This window comes from Zoogloea ramigera, from assembly GCF_006539865.1.
Lineage (GTDB): Bacteria > Pseudomonadota > Gammaproteobacteria > Burkholderiales > Rhodocyclaceae > Zoogloea > Zoogloea ramigera.
Genome location: NZ_BJNV01000010.1, coordinates 18603 through 37364, shown reverse-complemented (window position 1 = coordinate 37364; position 18762 = coordinate 18603). Strand labels below are relative to the sequence as shown.

Sequence of the window (18762 nt, the reverse complement as noted above, 5' to 3'; positions counted from 1 at the left end):
AAAAATCACCATGCAGGTCGCCATCGACAGGCAGGCGTCGGGCCTGAAGCCCCACCTGTCCCTCGTCTCCCTCTTCGAGGCCCTCCTCGACCCGATCGCCTTCAGCGGCAGCCTGCTCGCCGTTGCGGCCTTGCACGGGGTGGCCGGCGATCCGGCCTATGTGGTGCTGGCGGTGACGGTGTTCCTGCTCGCCCAGCCGTCTCCGATGCGCATCGACAGCGGCCTGCGGGCGCTTTACCGGGGGAGCTGGGTGAAGGCGCTGATGGTGTTTTCGGGCCTCGCCCTGGCCGGCCTCGCGACGGGCTACGGCAAGGCCTACGACTCGCGGGTGCTGCTCGGCTGGTTCATCCTGGGGCCGCTGGCCTCGGCGCTGCTGCGCCACGCGGCCCACGCCCTGACCCCGCTGGTGATGGCGCGGGCAGGCTATTTCCGCCATGCGGTGATCGTCGGGGCGAGCCCGGCGGGCCTGGCGGTGGCCGACCGGATCGAGCGTTCCCGCAGCACCGGCAAGCGCCTGCTGGGGTTCTTCGACGACCGCCAGCCCGAGCGCCACGCCCGCGGCGGCATCGAATGCCTGGGGCGGATCCGCGAGCTGGCCGACTACGTCCACAGCCACGCGGTGGATGTGATCTACATCGCGCTGCCGATGAGCAACCAGCCGCGCATCCTGCAGCTCCTGGATGAGCTGCGGGACACGACGGTGTCGATCTATTTCGTGCCGGATCTGTTCATGACCGACCTGATCCAGGCGCGCATGGACGATCTGGGCGGCGTGCCGGTGGTGGCGGTGTGCGAGACGCCCTTCACGGGCCTCAATGCGGTGGTGAAGCAGGCCTTCGACTTCGTGGCGGCGGCCATGATCCTGGTGCTGATCTCGCCGCTGATGGTGGCCATCGCGATCGCCGTGAAGGCCACCTCAGCGGGGCCGGTGCTGTTTCGCCAGCACCGCTACGGCCTCGATGGGGAGCGCATCCTGGTTTATAAATTCCGCTCGATGACGGTGTGCGAGAACGGCGACCGGATCACCCAGGCCCAGGCCAACGATCGCCGGGTGACGCCGCTCGGGGCTTTCCTGCGGCGCAGCTCGCTGGACGAGCTGCCCCAGTTCATCAACGTGCTGCAGGGGCGCATGAGCATCGTCGGGCCGCGGCCCCACGCGGTGGCCCACAACGAGACCTACCGCAAGCTCATCAAGGGCTACATGGTGCGCCACAAGGTCCGCCCGGGCATCACCGGCTGGGCCCAGGTTAATGGCTGCCGGGGCGAGACCGAGACGCTCGACAAGATGAAGCGGCGCATCGACTACGACCTCGAATACCTGCGCCACTGGTCCTTCGGGCTGGACCTGCGGATCATCCTGCGCACCGTGGGCTTGATGCACAAGGACCCGAACGCCTACTGAGCGCCCCCAGGGCCGGGCCTGCAGTGGGGGGCGAGAGAGACGTGGGGCGAGAGACGTGGGGCGAGCCCCACGCATCATCAAAGAAAGGGCGGCGAAGGGGCCGCCCTCAATCCATCTGCTTCGTCGTGACCAGCTTCGAGACATCGAAGCCCAGCCCCTCGAGGCGAGCCAGCAGCGCGGTGTAGCGGGCCGCGTCCACCTGGGGCGTGCGGGAGAGCACCCACAGGTATTCACGCTTCGGCTCGCTCACCGCGACGAGGCTGTACTCTGGGTCGAGATCGACCACCCAGTAATCGCCCCACACCGCCGGGATGAACGACAGCCACGCCGGGGCGAAGCTCACCTTCAGCCGGGCAGAGTCTGCGCCGCCCACCTGCCGCCCGACGGCGCTCGCCACGTTGGTCTCGCCGTTCTCGAGCCGGCAGCGGTTCACCACCTGCACCTCTCCGTTGTCCTTCAGCGCGTATTCGGCCCGGGACGCGCCCTGGCATTTCTTCTGGAACCAGTTGGGGTAATGGGAGATTTCATACCACTTGCCCATGTAACGCTGCACGTCGAGGGACGCGACGCTGGCGAGGGGCGGCGGGGTTGATGGCGTTTCGGCCAGGGCCTGGGTGGCGCCGAGGCACAGGAGAACCGAAACGGCGGCTTTACGCAAAGGGTGCATGGCTGGATTCACAGTGATCAACGTGAAAAGGTGAAGGGATGGGCGCGGCTGCGCTGTGCCGTGCCGTGCGTCAGGCCCGCGCGGGAAGATGGGCGCTGCGCCATTCGGCCAGGGCTTGCCGGGTGTCGTCCAGGTCGGCGACCACTCGCACGCCGGGCAGGCGTTTCTGTTTGCCGCGCACCGCGGCGCCGCCAGCCCACAGGGCTATCTGCGGCGGCAGCATGGCGCGCAGCTCGAGCAGCCGGTCGATGGCCTGGCGGGCCGGGAAGGCTCCGCTGAAGGACACTCCGACCACGTCGATGGCGTTCTCCACCGCGGCGCGGCCCAGGTCGGCCATCGGCGTGCGCGCGCCCAGCGACAGGCAGGCGGTGCCCTCGGACACCAGGGTCGCCTCCACCATCAGCAGGCCGAGCACGTGGTCCTCGCCGGGCAAGGTGCTCAGCAGCACCCGCGGCCGCTCCCCGGCCGGGCCGAAGCTGCCGATGGCGCCCCGCAGCACGTTCTGCATCTGCTCAGTGTAGGCGTGCTCGTCGGAGATCTGGATCTCGCCGCGCATCCACGCCGCGCCGACCTCCTCGCTGAGCGGCGCCACGGTCTCGGCCACAAAGCGCTGCAGCCCCTGCCGCAGCAAGGCCTTGCGCAGGCTCACCGCCAGCTCGACGGTGCGCCCCAGCCGCACGTACTGCAGCAGATCGCTTCCGCCGACGGGCGCGTCGGCGGCCCTGGGCTCGTCCGGCACCTCCAGCATGGCGCGCAGCTCTTCGGTCGAGGCTCCCACCACCTTTGACGGGCGCTGCCCCCGGTCGAGCAGGCAGCGGATGATGTGCAGCTTCTCAACCTGGTCGGCCGGGTAAAGGCGTTCGCCCTTGGCGTCACGGTCGGGCTTGGGAAAGCCGTAGCGACGCTCCCAGACCCGCAGCGTGTCCTTGCCGAGGCCGGTATCACGCTCCACTGCCGCAATACACAGGGCGGCCGCGTTGTTCAGTGCGTTGTTCATTGTTGTCCTGGACAAATAATCTGCATTGGCTTGACATCGGAACGACACGGCTCTATGGTAGAACTGCAATCACGCATTGTCCAGGACAAAGACGATGAAATCAAAAGCCATCCGCAACCACGCAAAGCCCGCCGCCACCGCCGGACTGGTCTTGCTCGCCCTCGTTTCCAGCGTCGTGATCGCCCGCTCTGCCGAGACGCAGGGGCTCAGCGCACGCCCTCACCCGGACAACGCCGTTGTCCAGGACACTTATGTCGACGAGAGCCTCGATTACAAACTCTTCCTGCATCGCCAGGCCAGCCTCGCCCCTCCGCCTGAAGGAGCCGCCCGATGAAACGCCTGAGCCTCGTCATCGGCGCATTGATTGCGGCCGTGGTGATGCTGAAGACGGCGCTGGCGCCCGCCGCCGCGACGCCCTCGGCCGAGGGCTCCGCGGCCTGCCCCGCCCTCCTCAATCACACCTTCCCCGGGCTGCAGGACGAAAAGCCCCGCTCCATGTGCCAGTACGTCGGTAAGGTGGTGCTAGTTGTGAACACCGCCAGCTTCTGCGGCTACACCGGCCAGTACGAGGGCCTCGAGCACCTCTACGACAAATACAAGGCGCGCGGGCTGATGGTGGTGGGCTTCCCGTCCAACGACTTCGGCAACCAGGAGCCCGGCTCCAACAAGGAGATCGCCGATTTCTGCCGGCTCACCTATGGCGTGCGCTTTCCGATGTTTGCGCGCTCCACCGTTGTGGGGCGCAGCGCCAACCCGCTGTATCGCCAGCTGGGCGACCTGACGGGCGAGCGCCCGCGCTGGAACTTCCACAAATATCTCATCGACCGCAGCGGCAACACGGTGAAGAGCTTCCCCAGCGAGGTGTCCCCCGACAACGCGCTGCTGGTGACCACCATCGAGCGTCTGCTCGTCGCAAAACCCTGACACGGCCGGAGCCACAGACATGAACATGAGTGAATTCGACCGGGCAGGCGTTGTGCCCAAACGCATCGCAGTGATCGGTGGCGGCATCGCAGGCCTCGCTTCGGCCTGGCTGCTGTCGCGGCGGCACCGGGTGACGCTGTTCGAGGCGGGCGACTACGTGGGTGGCCACACCAACACCATCGACATCGCGGTGGAGGGCCACCGCCACCCGATCGACACCGGCTTTCTGGTCTTCAACGACCGCACCTACCCCAACCTGTGCGCGCTGTTTGCGTGCCTCGGCGTGGCCTCGGTGGAGAGCGAGATGAGCTTTGGCGTGAGCCTCGCCGAGCCAGAGATCGAATGGGCCGGCTCCGACCTGGGCACCGTGTTCGCCCAACGCAGCAACCTGTTGCGGCCGGCGTTTCTGGGCATGTTGTCCGACATCCTGCGCTTCAACCGGGAGACCACCCGGATGGCCGCCGAAGGCGACGCGCCGCCGGTGAGCCTGGGTGATTACCTCGCTGCCGGCCGCTACGGCAGCGCCTTCCGCGACTGGTACCTGCTGCCCATGGCGTCGGCGATCTGGTCGTGCCCGACGCGCACCATGCTCGACTACCCGCTGGCCACCTTCGCGCGTTTCTGCCACAACCACGGGCTGCTGCAGATCTTCGACCGGCCCCGCTGGCGCACCGTCGCCGGCGGCGGGCGCGAGTACGTGCGGCGTATCCTCGACGAGCTCGACGATGTGCAGGTGGCCACCCCGGTGCTGGGCGTCGATCGGCGGCCCGACGGCGTGTGGCTGCGCTGCCGCGACGGCGCCGAGCGCTTCGACGAAGTGGTGTTCGCCTGCCACAGCGACCAGACCCTGGCCATCCTGGGCGCGGGCGCCAGCCTTGATGAGCGGCGCATCCTGGGCGCGGTCAAATACCAGCCCAATCTCGCGCTGGTGCACACCGACACCGCGCTCTTGCCGCGCCGCCGCAAAGTGTGGTCGGCCTGGAACTACCTGGCAGGCGCCGGCCGGCCCGACGAACGCCCGGTGTCGGTGAGCTACCTCATCAACCGCCTGCAGCCGCTGCCCTTCGAGACGCCGGTGGTGGTGTCGCTCAACCCCTTCACCGAGCCGGCGCGGGACAAGCTGATCCGCCGCATCGAATACGCCCACCCGGTGTTCGACCAGGCTGCCGTTGACGCCCAGGCCGCGCTGCCGACCATCCAGGGCCGCCAGCGCAGCTGGTTTGCCGGCGCCTGGACCGGCTACGGCTTCCACGAGGACGGGCTCAAGTCGGCGCTGGTGGTGGCACGGGCGCTGGGGGCCGAGATCCCCTGGCAGCCGTCCGCCGAAGCCGCGCCCGCCAGCCTGCTGCGCGAGGCCGCGTGATGCCCTCCCCCCGCCCTGCCGCCCCCGACGCCCTGGCGCCCGCCGTATGCTTCGGCGCCGTCATGCACGAGCGGCTGGTGCAGGCCCACAATCGCTTCACCTACCCGACCGCCTTCGTGCGGCTGCCCCTGTCGCGCCTGGGCGAGATCCACGCGCCGCTGCTGGGCATCGACCGCTTCAACGTGTTCTCGGTGCGCACCCGCGACCACGGCCGGCGCGACGGCTCGCCGCTCTTGCCGTGGCTGCGCGGCATCCTCGCCGAGCGCGGGCTGGCCGCGGTGTGCGATGGCGAGGTGATGCTGCAGACCATGCCGCGGGTGATGGGCTTCGTGTTCAACCCGGTGAGCTTCTGGTTCTGCCACGACCGGGATGGCGCGCTGCGCGTGGTGCTGGCCGAAGTCAGCAACACCTTCGGCGAGCGGCACAACTACCTGGTGCACCACCCGGACCTCGCGCCCATCCAGCCCCGCGACGAACTCACGGCCCGCAAGCTGTTCCACGTGTCGCCCTTCTTCCCGCTGCGGGGCGAATATCGCTTCCGCTTCGACACCCGCGGCCCGGCCCACGTGGTGCACATCGACCTGTGGGACGATGGCCAGCGCCAGCTCGGCACCTGCCTCGCCGGCCGCGCCCAGGCCCTCGACGGGCGGGCGATGGGCAAGTGGCTGCTGCGTCACCCCTTTCTTACGCTGGGCGTCATCGCCCGCATCCACTGGCAGGCCCTGCGCCTGGCCGCCAAGCGCGTCAGCTTCCACCGCAAACCCGCGCCCCCGCTCGAGGAGACGACCTGATGAACTCCCTGGAAAATAGCCTCGCCCCGATCCTGCTGCCCCTCTCCAGCCTGCGCCTGTTCCAGCTGCCGAGGGCCACCCGGCTAGCGCTAGAGATGCTCGACCGCCTGGAGGGCGGCGCCCTCGCCGTCGAGCTGCCCCACGGCGTGCGCGTGCGCACCGGCCACGGCCCGCTGGTGGCCCACCTGCGGGTGCGCGACCACGCCGTCTTCGACGAGGTGCTGGCCCGCGGCGACATCGGCTTCGCCGAGAGCTGGATGGACGACAAGTGGTGTACCGACGACCTGGCCGCCCTGCTCACCCTGCTGTCGAAGAACCGCGCGGTGCTGGCCGACGCCATCCACGGGCGGGTGCTGCGCCTCATCGGCCACCGCATCACGCACATGCTGCGGGCCAACACCCGCAGCGGCGCCCGGCGCAACATCGAGGCCCACTACGACCTGGGCAACGACTTCTACCGCCTGTGGCTCGACCCGACGATGACCTACTCGTCCGCTGTCTTCGCCCACCCCGACGAGAGCCTGGAGGCCGCCCAGCTGCGCAAGTACCGGCGCATCCTTACCCAGCTCGATACCCAGCCGGGCCAGACCATCCTCGAGATCGGCTGCGGCTGGGGCGGCTTCGCCGAGGTCGCCGCCACCGAGTTCGGCTGCCGGGTGCTCGGCCTCACCCTGTCGCCGGCCCAGCTGGCCTTCGCCCGCGAGCGCGCAGAGCGCGGCGGCTACGCCGACCGGGTCGACCTGGAGCTGTGCGACTACCGCGACGTGCGCGGCAGCTACGACCACATCGTGTCCATCGAGATGATCGAGGCCGTCGGCGAGCGCTTCTGGCCCACCTACTTCGCCCAACTGTCGGCCCGCCTCAAGCCCGGCGGGCGCTGCGTGGTGCAGGCCATCACCATCGACGACGACCTGTTTGCCCGCTACCGCCGCGGCACCGACTTCATCCAGCGCCACATCTTCCCGGGTGGCATGCTGCCCTGCCCGAAGAGCGTCGGCCAGCAGGCCCGCAAAGCCGGTTTGGCGATCGTCGGAGACTTTGCCTTCGGGCCCGACTACGCCCGCAGCCTGGCCCACTGGCACCGCAGCTTCGAGGCCCAGCTCGGCGCCGTGCGGGCCCAGGGCTTCGACGAGCGCTTCATCCGCATGTGGCGTTTCTACCTGGCCTACTGCGAGGCCGGCTTCAACTCGGGCGACGTGGACGTACATCACTACGTGTTCGCCCACGCCGACGAAGGCGGCCGCGGATGACCTGCCCGCGCGTCCTGCACGCCCTGCTGCTGGCCAGTGCCCTGGCGCTGGCCCAGCCGGCCGCGGCGGTTTCCCTGCCCCGGCCGGTGCTGGCCACGGCGGGGGCGCTGCAGATGGCCGGCACGGGCGAGATGCGCTGGTTCGGCCTCAAGCTCTACGACGCCGCGCTGTGGGTGGACAGCGCCCAGCCGGCCGGCGCCGGGCCGGCGCTGCAGAAGCCCTACGCCCTCGCGCTGCGCTATACCCGCGCCATCTCCGGCGAAGCCTTGGTGACGGCCAGCATCGAGGAGATCCGCCGGCTCGGCGAGACCAACGAGGGCCGCCTGGCCCGCTGGAAACCCCTCCTCGAAAAGGCCCTGCCCTCGGTGGCCCCCGGCGACACCCTGGTTGGCCTCCACGAGCCCGGCCGCGGCGCCAGCTTCTGGCACCAGGGCCAGCTCACCGCCCGCATCGACGACGCCGAGCTGGCCGGCGCCTTCTTCGGCATCTGGCTCGACGCCCGCACCCGCGAGCCCAGGCTCCGCGCGCGACTGCTTGGGCTGGCCCAGCCATGACGGCCGCCGGCCTGCCCCGGCGCGCGGTGCTGGCCTACGGCGCGCTGGGCCTGCCCCTTGCCTTCGCGGCGCTGCCGCTGTATGTGCATGTGCCGCGGCTGTACACCGAGGCCCTGGGCCTGCCGCTGGCCGGCGTGGGTGCGGTGCTGCTCGCCGCGCGGGCGGTGGATGCGGTGTCCGACCCCCTGATCGGCTGGGCCAACGACCGCTTTGGGGCCCGGGGCAGTGGGCGCGGCATTCTGCTGGGCGGGCTGGTGATTCTCGCGGTCAGCCTGCCGCTGCTGCTGGCCCCGCCGGCCGCGGCCGGCCTCGGGTGGCTGTTCGCGCTGCTGGTGCTGGTGTCGCTGGGCTATTCGATGGCCAGCATCGCCTACGCCGTGTGGGGTGCCGAGGTGGCGCCCACACCCGCGCTGCGCACCCGGGTGGTGGCGAGCCGCGAGGGCTTCGCGCTGGTCGGCGTGCTGCTGGCCGCGGTGCTGCCGGGCGTGCTGGCCGGCGATGCGGGCGAGGCGGCCGGGCTGGCAGCGTTGCCGTGGGTGTTCATCCCACTGCTGATCGGTGGCGCGGCGTGGACCCTGGGGTTCGCGCCGCGGGCACCGGCCTGCCCGTCGGCGGCCACCACGTCGCTGGCCAGCCTGCCGGCGGCGCTGCGGGACGGCGACTTCGCACGCCTGCTCGGTGTGTTTGCACTCAACGGCATCGCCGCCGCGGTGCCCTCGGCGACCGTGTTGTTCTTCGTGGCCGACGTGCTTCGGGCTGCCGAGCTGGCCGGGCTCTTCCTCGCGCTGTACTTCCTCGCCGCCGCCTGCAGCCTGCCCCTGTGGGTGGCCGCCGCTGCGCGCCTCGGCAAACTGCGCGCCTGGCTGGCCGGCATGGCCCTGGCGCTGCTGGTGTTCGCCTGGGCTGGCCTGCTGGGGCCCGGCGACACCTGGGCTTACGGGCTGATCTGCGTGCTGTCGGGTTTCGCGCTGGGAGCCGACCTGGCGCTGCCGCCATCGCTGCTGGCCGATCTGCTGGCCCGGCCCGGCGCACCGCAGGCGCCGCGAGCCGCGTCGGGCGCCGCTTTCGGCTGGTGGAACTTTGTGACCAAGGCCAACCTGGCGCTGGCCGCCGGGCTGGCCCTGCCCCTGCTGGCGCTGCTCGGCTACAGCCCGGGCAGCCGCGAGGCCGGCGGCGTCTCGGCGCTGGCCGCGGTGTATGCCCTCGTGCCCCTCGTGCTGAAGCTGGGGGCGATGGCGCTGCTGTGGGCCTGGCGCCGGCGGCTCGAACCTTCACCTTCGTTTGACGATGCGGCCACCGCCGCGCTACCTGGAGCCAGACCATGACGAGCATGAAACGCATTGCCGCCTTCCTCACCGCCCTTGTGGGCCTGTTCGGGCTGGGGGGCTGCTCCACCGTCGAGGTCGACAAATACCGCGGCCAGACGCCCACCCTCGACCTGCGCGAATACTTCAACGGCACGCTGGACGCCCACGGCGTCTTCCAGGACCGCTCCGGCGAAGTCGTCAAGCGCTTCAAGGTGGTGATCGACGCCAGCTGGAAGGGCGACACCGGCACCCTCGACGAGCGCTTCACCTACTCCGACGGCAGCACCCAGCGCCGCGTCTGGACCATCACCCACCTGGGCGACGGCCGCTACACCGGCCGCGCCGACGACGTGGTGGGCGAGGCCCGCGGCGAGGCGGCCGGCAACGCGCTGCGCTGGCGCTACGTGATGGCCCTGCCGGTGGACGGCAAGGTGTACCACGTGGACTTCGACGACTGGATGTTCCTGATGGACGACAAGGTGATGCTCAACCGCTCGGCGATGAGCAAGTGGGGCTTCCACCTGGGCGACGTCACCCTGTCGTTCCACAAGCGGTGATGGGCTTCCTGCGTCCCCTCAACCCGCCGATCCGCCGCTGGGACGGCCAGCGGGTGTGGATCGTCGGTGCCTCCAGCGGCATCGGCGCGGCGCTGGCCCGGGCGCTGGCCGCGCGCGGCGCCTGGGTGGCCCTGTCGGCGCGGCGCCGCGAGGCCCTCGAAGACATCGCCGCCGCCTGCGGCGGTGAGGCCCTGGTCGAGCCCATGGACGTGACCTGCCCCGAAGATTTCGAGCGCGTGCGCGAGCGCCTGCTGGCGGCCTGGGGCCGGCTCGACCTGGTGGTTTTCAATGCTGGCACCTACCGCCCCCTGCGCGCAGGCGAGCTCACCCCGCAGGCGATCCGCGACACCCTTCACACCAACCTGCTCGGCATAATGGACGGCGTGGCCGCGGTCGTGCCACTGTTCACCCGGCAAGGGCGCGGTGGGGTGGCGCTGGTGGGCAGCGTGGCCGGCTACGGCGGCTTGCCGAAGGCCACCGTGTATGGGCCGGGCAAGGCGGCGCTGATCAACTTTGCCGAAACCCTGTACCTCGACCTGGCGCCGGCGGGCGTGTCGGTGTTTCTGGTGAACCCGGGCTTCGTGGCCACCCCGCTGACCGCCCAGAACGACTTTACGATGCCGGCCCTGATGACGCCCGAAGCCGCCGCCGAGGCCATGCTGGCCGGCTTCGCCCGGGGGGATTTCGAGATCCACTTCCCCCGCCGTTTCACCATGGTGCTGAAGCTGCTGCGCCTCTTGCCCAGGCGGCTTTACTTTGCCCTGATCCACCGGCTCACCGGCCTGTAAGCGGTTTGCGAGGGGTGTGGGGGCGCGTGTCGGGGGCCGGAGGGCCTCCGGGGGAACTCGATGGAACTCATGAAACTGCAGTCAGACCACAAGCCCGGCAACTGCCGGGCGGCCCTTGCCGGCATCGTGCGCTTCTACGAAACCCTGGCCCCGGACACCCTCGACCAGCTGGCCGGGCTGTACGCCGCCGACGCCCGCTTCAAGGACCCGTTCAACGACGTGGTGGGCATCGCCGCCATCACGGGCATCTTCCGGCACATGTTCACAACCGTCGAGGCGCCCCGCTTCGAGGTCACCACCCGCCTCCTCACCGGCCGCGAGGCCATGCTCGGCTGGGATTTCCACCTCCGCCTGCGCGGCCGCCCGGTGGTGATCCACGGCGTCACCCACCTCAGCTTCGACACTGACGGCCTGGTATGCCTGCACCGCGACTACTGGGACCCGGCCGAAGAGCTCTACGAACGTCTGCCCCTCATCGGCGCGCTGATGCGCTGGCTGAAAAAGCGACTGGCGAGCCCGGGGGTGGGGTGATGGCGGCGTGGGGCAAACCGTCGATCAGTAGTGAACGGCCCCTGCCTGCTGCCCAATCACCGTCACCGCCATGATGTCGAAAATGGCGCCGTCGTCAGTGTATTTCTCGTCAGTGAGTTCTTCGTAGCGCCCCAGTTCGACATAGCGAGTCTGGATCATCGCTTTGACCTGCTTGCGGAACACCTCGCCCAGAAAGATGGGGTCGCCGTGATGGCTCAGCACGGTAGCCCGAATGTCGGTATCGCGGGCTTTCTCTTCGGTAACCTGGCGAATGAACAACGCCTCGTCCTCCGAAATGGGAAACTGCTGGCGGAATTTTTCGAGCATGTCATCGATGGATACCCGCTCAGGAGGTGAGCCGCCGCCACCTCCGCCGCCTCGAGGCTTGGCTCGCGGCCCGGCCGCAGCCCGCGTAAGCGTCCCGGCCTCCTGGACGCTCGCCCGTACGACCGTGGTTGCCCGCACCTGCTTCATCAATTCCGACTCGGTGCCCGCCTTGATGAGTTGGGGCCCAACCATCTCGGCGAAATCCACGAACTCCCGCAGTGGGTAATCGTAAGAAAAGAAACAGTTCAAGAAGCGGAAGCTGCCGACAAACCTTCCCAGCAGATGGACAAAGGCTTTGCGCTCCTCCGGCTCCACCACGACAGCCTGAAAGTGCAAGCGCAGCAACTGCACCTCGGCCTGGATCGCCGCATCGTTTCCTTCGGCCACCAGCACGGCAAACGATCGGGCGTTGTCCTGCGTGAAAACCTCCGCGTCCAGGATCTCCCGGTACAGCCGCACGCACTGCGTCTGATCGGGCTCGGTCGGCGCGTAAGGCGTGCCCTCGCGATATTTCGCAAAGGCCTGGATGATCCTGGCGGCGTTGTTGGTGAAGTCCACCACCACCACATTGCGCTTTTCCTCATGGCAGCGGTTCAGGCGTGAAACCGTCTGCACCGCGTTGCGGTCCGTCACCACCTTGTCGAGGAACATGCCTGCCAACAAGGGCTGGTCGAACCCGGTCTGAAACTTGTTGGCCACCACCATCAGGCGATAGTCGTCGCCCTCAAAGCGGTCTTCGATCAGCTCCCCGGCCCCGAGCCCGTTCAACGCATACTCGGTCACCGTCGTCCCGGTCACGGGATGGACGAAGTCGGAAAAGGCATACAGCACCTTGAACCCGGCGCCGCGCTCCCGGAGCTTCTCCTGGAGGATCTCGAAGTAGCGCAGCCCGGCCAGCCGCGAGGTCGCCACGATCATCGCCTTGGCCCGGCCGCCGATCAGCGGCTTCACCTGCTCTTCAAAGATGCGCAGCATCACCTCGGCCTTGTACTGGATCAGCTCTTCATCCTGGAACGCCACGTTCAACAAGGCCTTGGCGAGCACCCCTTGCGGAAATGTCTGATCAGGCCTGGCGATCGGGCAATGCAGGTGGAACAAGGTCTTGTACGCAATGATGCGTTCGGCCACATCCACGATGTAGCCCTCCTCGATGGCCTCGGCTTCGGTGTAGTTGTCGAAGGCAGCCCCGAACAACTGCACCGTTGCCGCGGAGGGCGTGGCGGTGAAGGCCACGAAAAGCTGATTGCGGTCATGCTCCCGGATGATGCGCGCCAGCTTGTCCTCTTCGTCCTCTTCGGTAGCGTCATCATTGACGGCGTCGTCTCCATCGGGGGTCTGCGGGTCGCGGAAGGGCAAGCGGATCGCCACGCCCATCTGCCCCTCCTGGGAGCGATGCGCCTCGTCGATCAGAAAGGCCACCCGCAGCGCCTTGAGCTGCGGGTCGTCTTCGATCCGCTCCAGCAGCCAGGCAAACTTCTGCTGGGTGGTGACGATGATGGAGGTCTGTTGCTTGAGAAAACGTTCCAGCTCAGCCGACGTCCTGGCAAGGCCCACCACATCCTTGAGGTGTGAAAAGTTGGCCAGCTCGTCGCGGATGTTCTTGTCCAGCGCCTTGCGGTCGCTGAGCACGATCACCCTATCCACCAGCTTCTCGTCGCTACCCGGCTTGAACAAGCCATGCAGGCGGTCCGCCAGCCAGCAGATCGATAGCGTCTTGCCGCTGCCGGCCGAATGGTTGATGAGGAATTTGCAGCCGATGTCCCCATGTTCCACGAAGCGCGCCAGCGCCGCCTCTGCCACCCGCCGCACCATGCGGCCCTGGTGGTAACGGGGGAAGATCGAAAACGCCGGCCGCGCCGGCTTGCCCTCCTCCACCTCTCGCGCCGGCACATGCACCAGAAAGAAAGCCAGGGCCTCCAGCAGCCTGTCCTTGCCCAGCACCTCCCGGTAAAGAAACTCCACCGGGTACTCCCCCGGCGTCATCGGCTGGTTGGCCAGCCCGGTGTTGAACCAGCGGAAGTTCTCCTCCCGCCGCGGATCGGTCGCCACCTTCACCTCCGAGGTATCGGCGGCGATATAGAGGAAGGGCAGCTGAAAGATGCGCTGGGCGTGGTCGCGCCGGGCGTACTGGGACACCGCGGTGTGCACGTTCCAGCCCTGGGCGCCAGCCTCGTGCTTCAGCTCCAGCAACACGATGGGCAGCCCGTTGAGGAACAGCACCAGGTCGATCTCCTCGTGCCGGGCGCCGAAGCGGAAGTTGGGGCGGAAGGCCAGCCGGTTACGTCCGTAGTGGGCTGCGGCGGCGCTCTGTGCCGAGCGTGGCCTGGGGTAATACAGCCGAAAACTTATGCCCCGCACCATCAGCCCATTGCGCAGGAGCATCCACAGCGGCATCTGCCGCGATGCCTCCCGAAGGGCGCGGAAGAACTCATCCCGCGCCGCCGAACCATACTGCCCGCTCAAGGTGGCCAGCGCCTGCGGCTGGGTATCGGCGACGAAGGACCACAGCACATCGGCCATCCAGCCCTCCGCCGGGTCGATGGCCGCGCTCGTGCCGAGCCGCTCGTAACCATGCTCCCGTTCGAGAAAGTCGGCGATGTGCTGCTGGAATTCGAGTTCTGGCGTCAAGACGGCTCACCCCTCCCTGCGTTCAGCGCCTCCGGCCCGGGCCGTGTCGTCCGGGATCTGGCTTTCCACCTTGCCATTGCGATAAACCACCACCGGCGTGTGGGTCTGGCGGGCCAGCTCCCGCGCGCGCAGCGCCGCCCGCCGCAGGGCCTCGGCCACGCCAGGCAGGGCATGCCCCTGCAGTTTGTCTGCATCACTCATCATCGTTCTCCCTCTTCCAGCAGCATGGCGAGCTCACCCGAGTTGTCGAACACCTGCCAGGTATCGACCAGCCCCCGGTAGAGCTGTTCAAAGTTTTGCCAACCCTTCACGAAGCGGCGGGCGATCACCTGCGGGGGGATGTCGTGCCCCCCTTGTGCCACCCGGGCCGCCACGCGCTCCACGGCCACATCCACGGAGGGCAGCCGCAGAAAGACCAGGTGCACCCGGTATCCCGCGGCCTGCCAGCGCTGGATCAGCGGCGCATAGCCCCGGCCCGACAAGGTGGTCTCGAACGCAAAGTTCGCACCGCCCGCCGCGTGGCGCTGCAGCTCTTCAAGCATCAGCCGGCCGGCGCGGATGGCCGCCTTCTCGGGGGCGAAGGGCGACAGCCCCGCGGCGATCAGGTCGGCATTGACGAACACCGGGCAGGCCGCCTCGTTGGGCAGGAACTCCCGCGCGAAGGTGGATTTGCCGGCGCCGTTCGGCCCCGCGATCACGATGACGCACTTCGCCTCGCTCACGGCGCCAACCCTGCGGCGGCCAGCTCGGCCTCGCCGATGCGCCGCTGGCCGGTCACGCATTCGTGGATCAGGGACTTGCGGTAGGCGGTGAGGGTGTCGATCTGCTTTCTCAGTACTGACTGCGTCGCGTGGACTTCAAGGGACATCGCATTCAGCGAATTCACGATGCAATGCTGCTCCTCCAGTGGCGGCAACGGAATCCACAGACGCCCATAGCGGGTTGAATTTAGGTTTGACTGCTGTACTGATGGAATTGCCATGCGGCGGGCAAACCCAAGAAAAGCAACGCTGTTCGCCACGTAATTGAAAAACTCGGGCAAGACGCGGTGATTGAGCCTCAAGCGGACCAGGTAGGATGCGAAGGTGATTGCTTCGCCCTTGGTCTTTCTGAAGATGGCCGCCTTGCCAACTTGATCAGGGCTGTTCGTGCGGTTGTACAACACGTCGTTCTCCTCGAGCAGCAGGGTCTCAGGTACGTCGTCCACATAGTCCAGCTTGGCATACTCAATTTCGCCATTCTGGATGTGCCCCATCTTGAGAACCGGAAATCGCCCCTCATCGTTGGTGCTGACGGATATTCCGTAATCCATGGCTGCCAGCACCCGCTTCACCCGAACAGCCTTCCAGTGAATCGGCAGAGACTCGATCCAATCCAGCCCAACGGGCTGCATGGATGATTCTTGCAGGCCATGTGTAATCGCTCGCTCAATGCGGCTCTCTCGGAGGGCATCGAGTGTTCCGATCTGCCGGCGTTTGGCCGCGACGGCGGCATCGATGGCGGCGCAGCTGGCGTCGAGGTAGGCGGCGATGCGGCGTTGGTCCTCTATTGGAGGGAAAAGCAGCGGTAGAGAATATGCAAGCTCCCGATTCAATCCAGGGACTGCGCTATCAAAGTTAATCTTATCCAGATCGAGACTGCTCAGCGCATAGAAAAGCCACCGGATGTCCTCGTGTGTCTGTGTCTCATCGACAAAATAGGTCGTATCAATGGGAAAGCATGGAATGTCGCTCCATGTGAGCTTTCCAGACGAACCCTTGCGTCCAATCACAATAGTGGGGGCTCCAGTGATCGAACGATCGTGTAAACCGACGACACCATTCGAGCCATACACGGGCACCTTACCGTCGTTGCGGTCATCGGCAGCCAGCGAGTCCCCATACGCAAAGCGCACCCGACGTTTGAGAAGCGCTTTAGACCAATCTTCCGGAATCCTTATCATCTGAGCCCCTCCAGCATCCCCTCCGCCTCCTTCTCCAGCGCCCAGAACTCAGCCAGCAGTTCGCTGGCCGGTTTCGGCGGCTGGTAGCGGTAGAAGTACTTGTTGGGCAGGATCTCGTAGCCGAGCTGGGGGCTGTCCTGCCAGCGGATGATGGGCTTGGCGATCTCCCGCGCCAGGAAGGCGGGGATGTAGTCGGCGGGCTCGCCGGCCGGGTCGAAGGGGATGTACTCGTCGTCGGCGATGTAGTGGCGGTGGGTCCAGACGACCGCAAGCTGCAGCCCGTCGATGAAGGCCTTGACGGCCTTGTTGCGCTCGCGGGTGTCGGTGATGGGCCGGGTGAGCTCGGCCAGCTCGGCGGCGAAGGCCTCGCGCACGGCCTGGCCCCAGACGGCGTTGAAGCTGCTGTCGGGCTGCAGCGTGAAGGCGATGTCGGCGGCAATGTCGGCGGCGGTGTCGCCGTGGCGGGCGCGCACGGCAAAGCTCAGCTCGCTGGCGTGGAAGGCCTGCTCTTTGGCGATGTTGGCGGCGGTGAAGGCCTTCTCGTAGGGCTCGGTGATGATGGCCGGCTGCTCGTCGGCGCCGGTCTGCCAGAAGACAACGCCGACCTTGTGGTAGGCGAAGTCGGTGGTGCGGAACAGCTTGACGTCGGCGTCCTCGAAGCCCTCCGCCCAGCCGGCCCGGTAGCGGGCTTCGATCCACTCGCGGTGGGCGTCGGCGATGCGGTTGCGCTTGTTGCCGAAGGCCTTGGGCTCTTTCTCGAACTGGCGGCGGGCGTCGATCAGCATGACCTGCCCCGCGTGGCTGGCGGGCTTCTCGTTGCGCAGCAGCCAGATGTAGGTGTAGATGCCGGTGTTGTAGAAGAGCTGGTCGGGCAGCATCACGATGGCGTCGAGCCAGTCGTTTTCGAGTATCCAGCGGCGGATCTCGCTCTCGCCCTGCCCGCAGTCGCCGTTGGACAGCGGTGAGCCGTTGAAGATGACGGCGATGCGACTGCCGCCCTGGCCGCTGGCGGCGTCCACCGGCTTCATCTTGGCGAGCATGGTCTGCAGGAACAGCAGCGCGCCGTCGTTGGTGCGCGGCATGCCGGCCCGGTAGCGGGTGGCGGCATAGCGGCGCGCTTCGTCCTCGTAGCCGTCCTTGCCGCCCCAGGTGACACCGAAGGGCGGGTTGCTGAGCATGAAGTCGAAGCGGTCGTTGGCCCCGGCCAGCTGGTCGCCGGGCTCCTTGCTGCTCTTGTCGTGGGGGATCAGGGAGTTGCCCAGAAAGACCCGGGCTTCCTGGTCTTGCTTGATCAGCAGGTCGGCGCGGCAGATGGCGTAGTTGCTGGGCGAGAGCTCCTGCCCGTGCAGGGTGACGTAGCTTTCGACCTGTCTTTTCTCGGCGTCGGTCTGGGCGCGGTCGAGCAGATGCTCCTTGGCCACCGAGAGCATGCCGCCGGTGCCGCAGGCGGGGTCGTAGATCGAGGTGTGATGGGTCGGGGTGGGGATGTCGAGCAGCTCCACCATCAGCCGGATGACCTCGCGCGGGGTGAAGTGCTCCCCGGCCTCCTCGCCGCTTTGTTCCGAGAAGCGCCGCAGCAGCTCTTCGTAGACATAGCCCATCTCGAGGTTGGAGAGCTGCGCGGGGCCCAGCGCCAGGCGCTTGTATTGGTTGAGGATGGGGGCGAGCCGGTTGTTCTTGACCAGCTGGGTGACGGTGGCGTGGTAGTTGAAGTGGTCGAGGATGTCGCGGACGTTCTTGGAGAAGCCGTTGAGGTAGGCGCGGAAGTTGTCTTCCAGCAGGGTCGGGTCTTCAGCGGCGAGGCTCTCGAGGGTGTGGGCGGTGGCGTTGGAGAAGTGCGACTGGCTGACTTCGAGTTTCTTCACCAGCTTGGCCAGCTCGGCGGGCTTGAGTGCTGCACGCTTGCCGCTGACCTCTTCACGCATCTTCTCGCGCCACTGGATGAGCACACATTCCAGCCGGCGGATGACGATGATCGGCAGGATGACGTTCTGGTACTCGTAGGCCTTGAACTTGCCGCGCAGGCGCTCGGCCGACTTCCAGATTTCGTTGGTGAGGTTGTCGAGCTTGGGTTTGTTGAGGGAGAGCAACGGAGGGTTCCTTAAACTGACGGCGTGGTGCAGCCTGGCTGCACGCGAATCGGGTGCGCTAGTTTAAGGCATCGCACCAAGCCCCGGCCGCCGGCCACATGACCCTCGTGCCCCAGGACAAGGCCTGCGACACGACGCCGGGACGCAGATAACGGGAGGTTGCCCGATCGATGTCGGGTTACGCTGCGCTAACCCGACCTACCTCGGGCCTTCCCAGCTGCCCCTGCGTAGGTCCGTGGTTAGCGCAGCGTAACCCGACACCACCCCCGCAACGCCGTCGACGATAGTTTTTTCCTTGCCTGCAAGCGTGCACCACCCCCGCAACGCCGTCGACGATAGTTTTTTTCTTGCATGCACGCGTGCAGATTCGATTGCAAGCTATAACAATCGTGTTGTGATGCGTGACAACACGATTGTTATAGCTGTTTACCTTATCTGCATGCCTGACAACACGGTTGCAAACTATCACAACGGCGTTGTGATGCCCGACAACACTGTTGTGATAGCTGTTTACCTTATCTGCACGGCTGACAACACGATTGCAAACTATCGCAATCGTGTTGTGTGCCGTCACAACAGCCTTGCGACGCCTGCATGAAGGAAGTGCACGCCTCACAACAGCATTGGTGCGCCTCACGGAAGGA

19 protein-coding genes are annotated in these 18762 nt (G+C 67.2%); 12 read left to right on the top strand and 7 right to left on the bottom strand.

What is annotated here, in order from left to right; translation table 11 throughout:
- Window positions 1-10: 10 nt before the first annotated feature.
- Window positions 11-1402: an undecaprenyl-phosphate glucose phosphotransferase gene (locus tag ZRA01_RS04260; protein ID WP_141349633.1), complete on the top strand. Its 1392-nt coding sequence runs from the start codon at window positions 11-13 to the stop codon at window positions 1400-1402.
- Between the two features lie 106 nt (window positions 1403-1508).
- On the opposite strand, the gene ZRA01_RS04255 is transcribed toward ZRA01_RS04260, so the two are convergent.
- Both ZRA01_RS04255 and ZRA01_RS04250 read right to left on the bottom strand, forming a co-directional pair.
- On the bottom strand, window positions 1509-2069 hold the full coding sequence (locus ZRA01_RS04255) for a lipocalin family protein (RefSeq protein WP_141349631.1): 561 nt from the start codon (window positions 2067-2069) through the stop codon (window positions 1509-1511).
- 70 nt (window positions 2070-2139) lie between these two features.
- Entirely contained in the window at window positions 2140-3066 is a 927-nt protein-coding gene (locus ZRA01_RS04250; RefSeq protein WP_141349630.1) for a MerR family transcriptional regulator, read from the bottom strand.
- A gap of 94 nt (window positions 3067-3160) precedes the next feature.
- On the opposite strand from ZRA01_RS04250, the gene ZRA01_RS04245 reads away from it, so the two are divergent.
- The 10 genes from ZRA01_RS04245 (at window position 3161) to ZRA01_RS04200 (ending at window position 11131) form a co-directional block, all read left to right on the top strand.
- Window positions 3161-3400 (top strand): hypothetical protein, encoded by a 240-nt coding sequence (locus ZRA01_RS04245; RefSeq protein ID WP_141349628.1) that lies wholly within the window; start codon window positions 3161-3163, stop codon window positions 3398-3400.
- Window positions 3397-3990, top strand: a complete 594-nt coding sequence (locus tag ZRA01_RS04240) for a glutathione peroxidase (protein WP_141349626.1) — start codon at window positions 3397-3399, stop codon at window positions 3988-3990. Before ZRA01_RS04245 ends, ZRA01_RS04240 begins: the two co-directional genes overlap by 4 nt.
- A gap of 19 nt (window positions 3991-4009) precedes the next feature.
- Entirely contained in the window at window positions 4010-5353 is a 1344-nt protein-coding gene (locus ZRA01_RS04235; RefSeq protein ID WP_141349624.1) for an NAD(P)/FAD-dependent oxidoreductase, read from the top strand.
- Complete coding sequence (locus tag ZRA01_RS04230; RefSeq protein ID WP_174851586.1) at window positions 5353-6144, top strand: DUF1365 domain-containing protein; 792 nt, start codon at window positions 5353-5355, stop codon at window positions 6142-6144. Before ZRA01_RS04235 ends, ZRA01_RS04230 begins: the two co-directional genes overlap by 1 nt.
- Complete coding sequence (locus tag ZRA01_RS04225; protein WP_141349622.1) at window positions 6144-7394, top strand: SAM-dependent methyltransferase; 1251 nt, start codon at window positions 6144-6146, stop codon at window positions 7392-7394. Before ZRA01_RS04230 ends, ZRA01_RS04225 begins: the two co-directional genes overlap by 1 nt.
- Window positions 7391-7948: a chalcone isomerase family protein gene (locus ZRA01_RS04220; RefSeq protein ID WP_141349621.1), complete on the top strand. Its 558-nt coding sequence runs from the start codon at window positions 7391-7393 to the stop codon at window positions 7946-7948. The genes ZRA01_RS04225 and ZRA01_RS04220 overlap by 4 nt, the downstream gene beginning before the upstream one ends.
- Entirely contained in the window at window positions 7945-9273 is a 1329-nt protein-coding gene (locus tag ZRA01_RS04215) for an MFS transporter (RefSeq protein WP_141349619.1), read from the top strand. The genes ZRA01_RS04220 and ZRA01_RS04215 overlap by 4 nt, the downstream gene beginning before the upstream one ends.
- Before the next feature lie 5 nt (window positions 9274-9278).
- A complete protein-coding gene (locus ZRA01_RS04210; protein WP_141349787.1) occupies window positions 9279-9812 on the top strand; it encodes a DUF3833 domain-containing protein in 534 nt (177 codons plus the stop codon).
- Window positions 9812-10600: an SDR family NAD(P)-dependent oxidoreductase gene (locus ZRA01_RS04205; RefSeq protein WP_141349617.1), complete on the top strand. Its 789-nt coding sequence runs from the start codon at window positions 9812-9814 to the stop codon at window positions 10598-10600. Before ZRA01_RS04210 ends, ZRA01_RS04205 begins: the two co-directional genes overlap by 1 nt.
- A gap of 69 nt (window positions 10601-10669) precedes the next feature.
- Window positions 10670-11131, top strand: coding sequence for a nuclear transport factor 2 family protein (locus ZRA01_RS04200; protein WP_141349616.1), 462 nt, complete (start codon window positions 10670-10672; stop codon window positions 11129-11131).
- A gap of 24 nt (window positions 11132-11155) precedes the next feature.
- On the opposite strand, the gene ZRA01_RS04195 is transcribed toward ZRA01_RS04200, so the two are convergent.
- From ZRA01_RS04195 to ZRA01_RS04175, 5 genes are read right to left on the bottom strand one after another with little or no spacing between them, the layout of a single operon-like run.
- Window positions 11156-14086: a DEAD/DEAH box helicase family protein gene (locus ZRA01_RS04195; protein WP_141349614.1), complete on the bottom strand. Its 2931-nt coding sequence runs from the start codon at window positions 14084-14086 to the stop codon at window positions 11156-11158.
- Window positions 14087-14092: 6 nt separating this feature from the next.
- Window positions 14093-14287: a hypothetical protein gene (locus tag ZRA01_RS04190; protein WP_141349613.1), complete on the bottom strand. Its 195-nt coding sequence runs from the start codon at window positions 14285-14287 to the stop codon at window positions 14093-14095.
- Complete coding sequence (locus ZRA01_RS04185; protein WP_141349611.1) at window positions 14287-14808, bottom strand: ATPase; 522 nt, start codon at window positions 14806-14808, stop codon at window positions 14287-14289. Before ZRA01_RS04185 ends, ZRA01_RS04190 begins: the two co-directional genes overlap by 1 nt.
- The gene (locus ZRA01_RS04180) at window positions 14805-16028 is read right to left on the bottom strand and encodes a restriction endonuclease subunit S (protein ID WP_141349609.1); all 1224 of its coding nucleotides are present in this window, start codon (window positions 16026-16028) and stop codon (window positions 14805-14807) included. The genes ZRA01_RS04185 and ZRA01_RS04180 overlap by 4 nt, the downstream gene beginning before the upstream one ends.
- Window positions 16025-18118, bottom strand: coding sequence for a type I restriction-modification system subunit M (locus tag ZRA01_RS04175; RefSeq protein ID WP_141349607.1), 2094 nt, complete (start codon window positions 18116-18118; stop codon window positions 16025-16027). The genes ZRA01_RS04180 and ZRA01_RS04175 overlap by 4 nt, the downstream gene beginning before the upstream one ends.
- A 307-nt stretch (window positions 18119-18425) precedes the next feature.
- Between ZRA01_RS04175 and ZRA01_RS04170 the strand changes: the two genes are divergently transcribed.
- Window positions 18426-18716, top strand: coding sequence for a hypothetical protein (locus tag ZRA01_RS04170; RefSeq protein WP_170182905.1), 291 nt, complete (start codon window positions 18426-18428; stop codon window positions 18714-18716).
- The last annotated feature ends 46 nt before the right edge of the window (window positions 18717-18762 follow it).

Excerpts from the sequence above, each read along its gene's own strand:
- ZRA01_RS04260 (WP_141349633.1), top strand. The coding sequence starts at position 11 with ATGCAGGTCGCCATCGACAGGCAGGCGTCGGGCCTGAAGCCCCACCTG.
- ZRA01_RS04255 (WP_141349631.1), bottom strand. The coding sequence starts at position 2,069 with ATGCACCCTTTGCGTAAAGCCGCCGTTTCGGTTCTCCTGTGCCTCGGC.
- ZRA01_RS04250 (WP_141349630.1), bottom strand. The coding sequence starts at position 3,066 with ATGAACAACGCACTGAACAACGCGGCCGCCCTGTGTATTGCGGCAGTG.
- ZRA01_RS04245 (WP_141349628.1), top strand. The coding sequence starts at position 3,161 with ATGAAATCAAAAGCCATCCGCAACCACGCAAAGCCCGCCGCCACCGCC.
- ZRA01_RS04240 (WP_141349626.1), top strand. The coding sequence starts at position 3,397 with ATGAAACGCCTGAGCCTCGTCATCGGCGCATTGATTGCGGCCGTGGTG.
- ZRA01_RS04235 (WP_141349624.1), top strand. The coding sequence starts at position 4,010 with ATGAACATGAGTGAATTCGACCGGGCAGGCGTTGTGCCCAAACGCATC.
- ZRA01_RS04230 (WP_174851586.1), top strand. The coding sequence starts at position 5,353 with ATGCCCTCCCCCCGCCCTGCCGCCCCCGACGCCCTGGCGCCCGCCGTA.
- ZRA01_RS04225 (WP_141349622.1), top strand. The coding sequence starts at position 6,144 with ATGAACTCCCTGGAAAATAGCCTCGCCCCGATCCTGCTGCCCCTCTCC.
- ZRA01_RS04220 (WP_141349621.1), top strand. The coding sequence starts at position 7,391 with ATGACCTGCCCGCGCGTCCTGCACGCCCTGCTGCTGGCCAGTGCCCTG.
- ZRA01_RS04215 (WP_141349619.1), top strand. The coding sequence starts at position 7,945 with ATGACGGCCGCCGGCCTGCCCCGGCGCGCGGTGCTGGCCTACGGCGCG.
- ZRA01_RS04210 (WP_141349787.1), top strand. The coding sequence starts at position 9,279 with ATGAAACGCATTGCCGCCTTCCTCACCGCCCTTGTGGGCCTGTTCGGG.
- ZRA01_RS04205 (WP_141349617.1), top strand. The coding sequence starts at position 9,812 with ATGGGCTTCCTGCGTCCCCTCAACCCGCCGATCCGCCGCTGGGACGGC.
- ZRA01_RS04200 (WP_141349616.1), top strand. The coding sequence starts at position 10,670 with ATGAAACTGCAGTCAGACCACAAGCCCGGCAACTGCCGGGCGGCCCTT.
- ZRA01_RS04190 (WP_141349613.1), bottom strand. The coding sequence starts at position 14,287 with ATGAGTGATGCAGACAAACTGCAGGGGCATGCCCTGCCTGGCGTGGCC.
- ZRA01_RS04180 (WP_141349609.1), bottom strand. The coding sequence starts at position 16,028 with ATGATAAGGATTCCGGAAGATTGGTCTAAAGCGCTTCTCAAACGTCGG.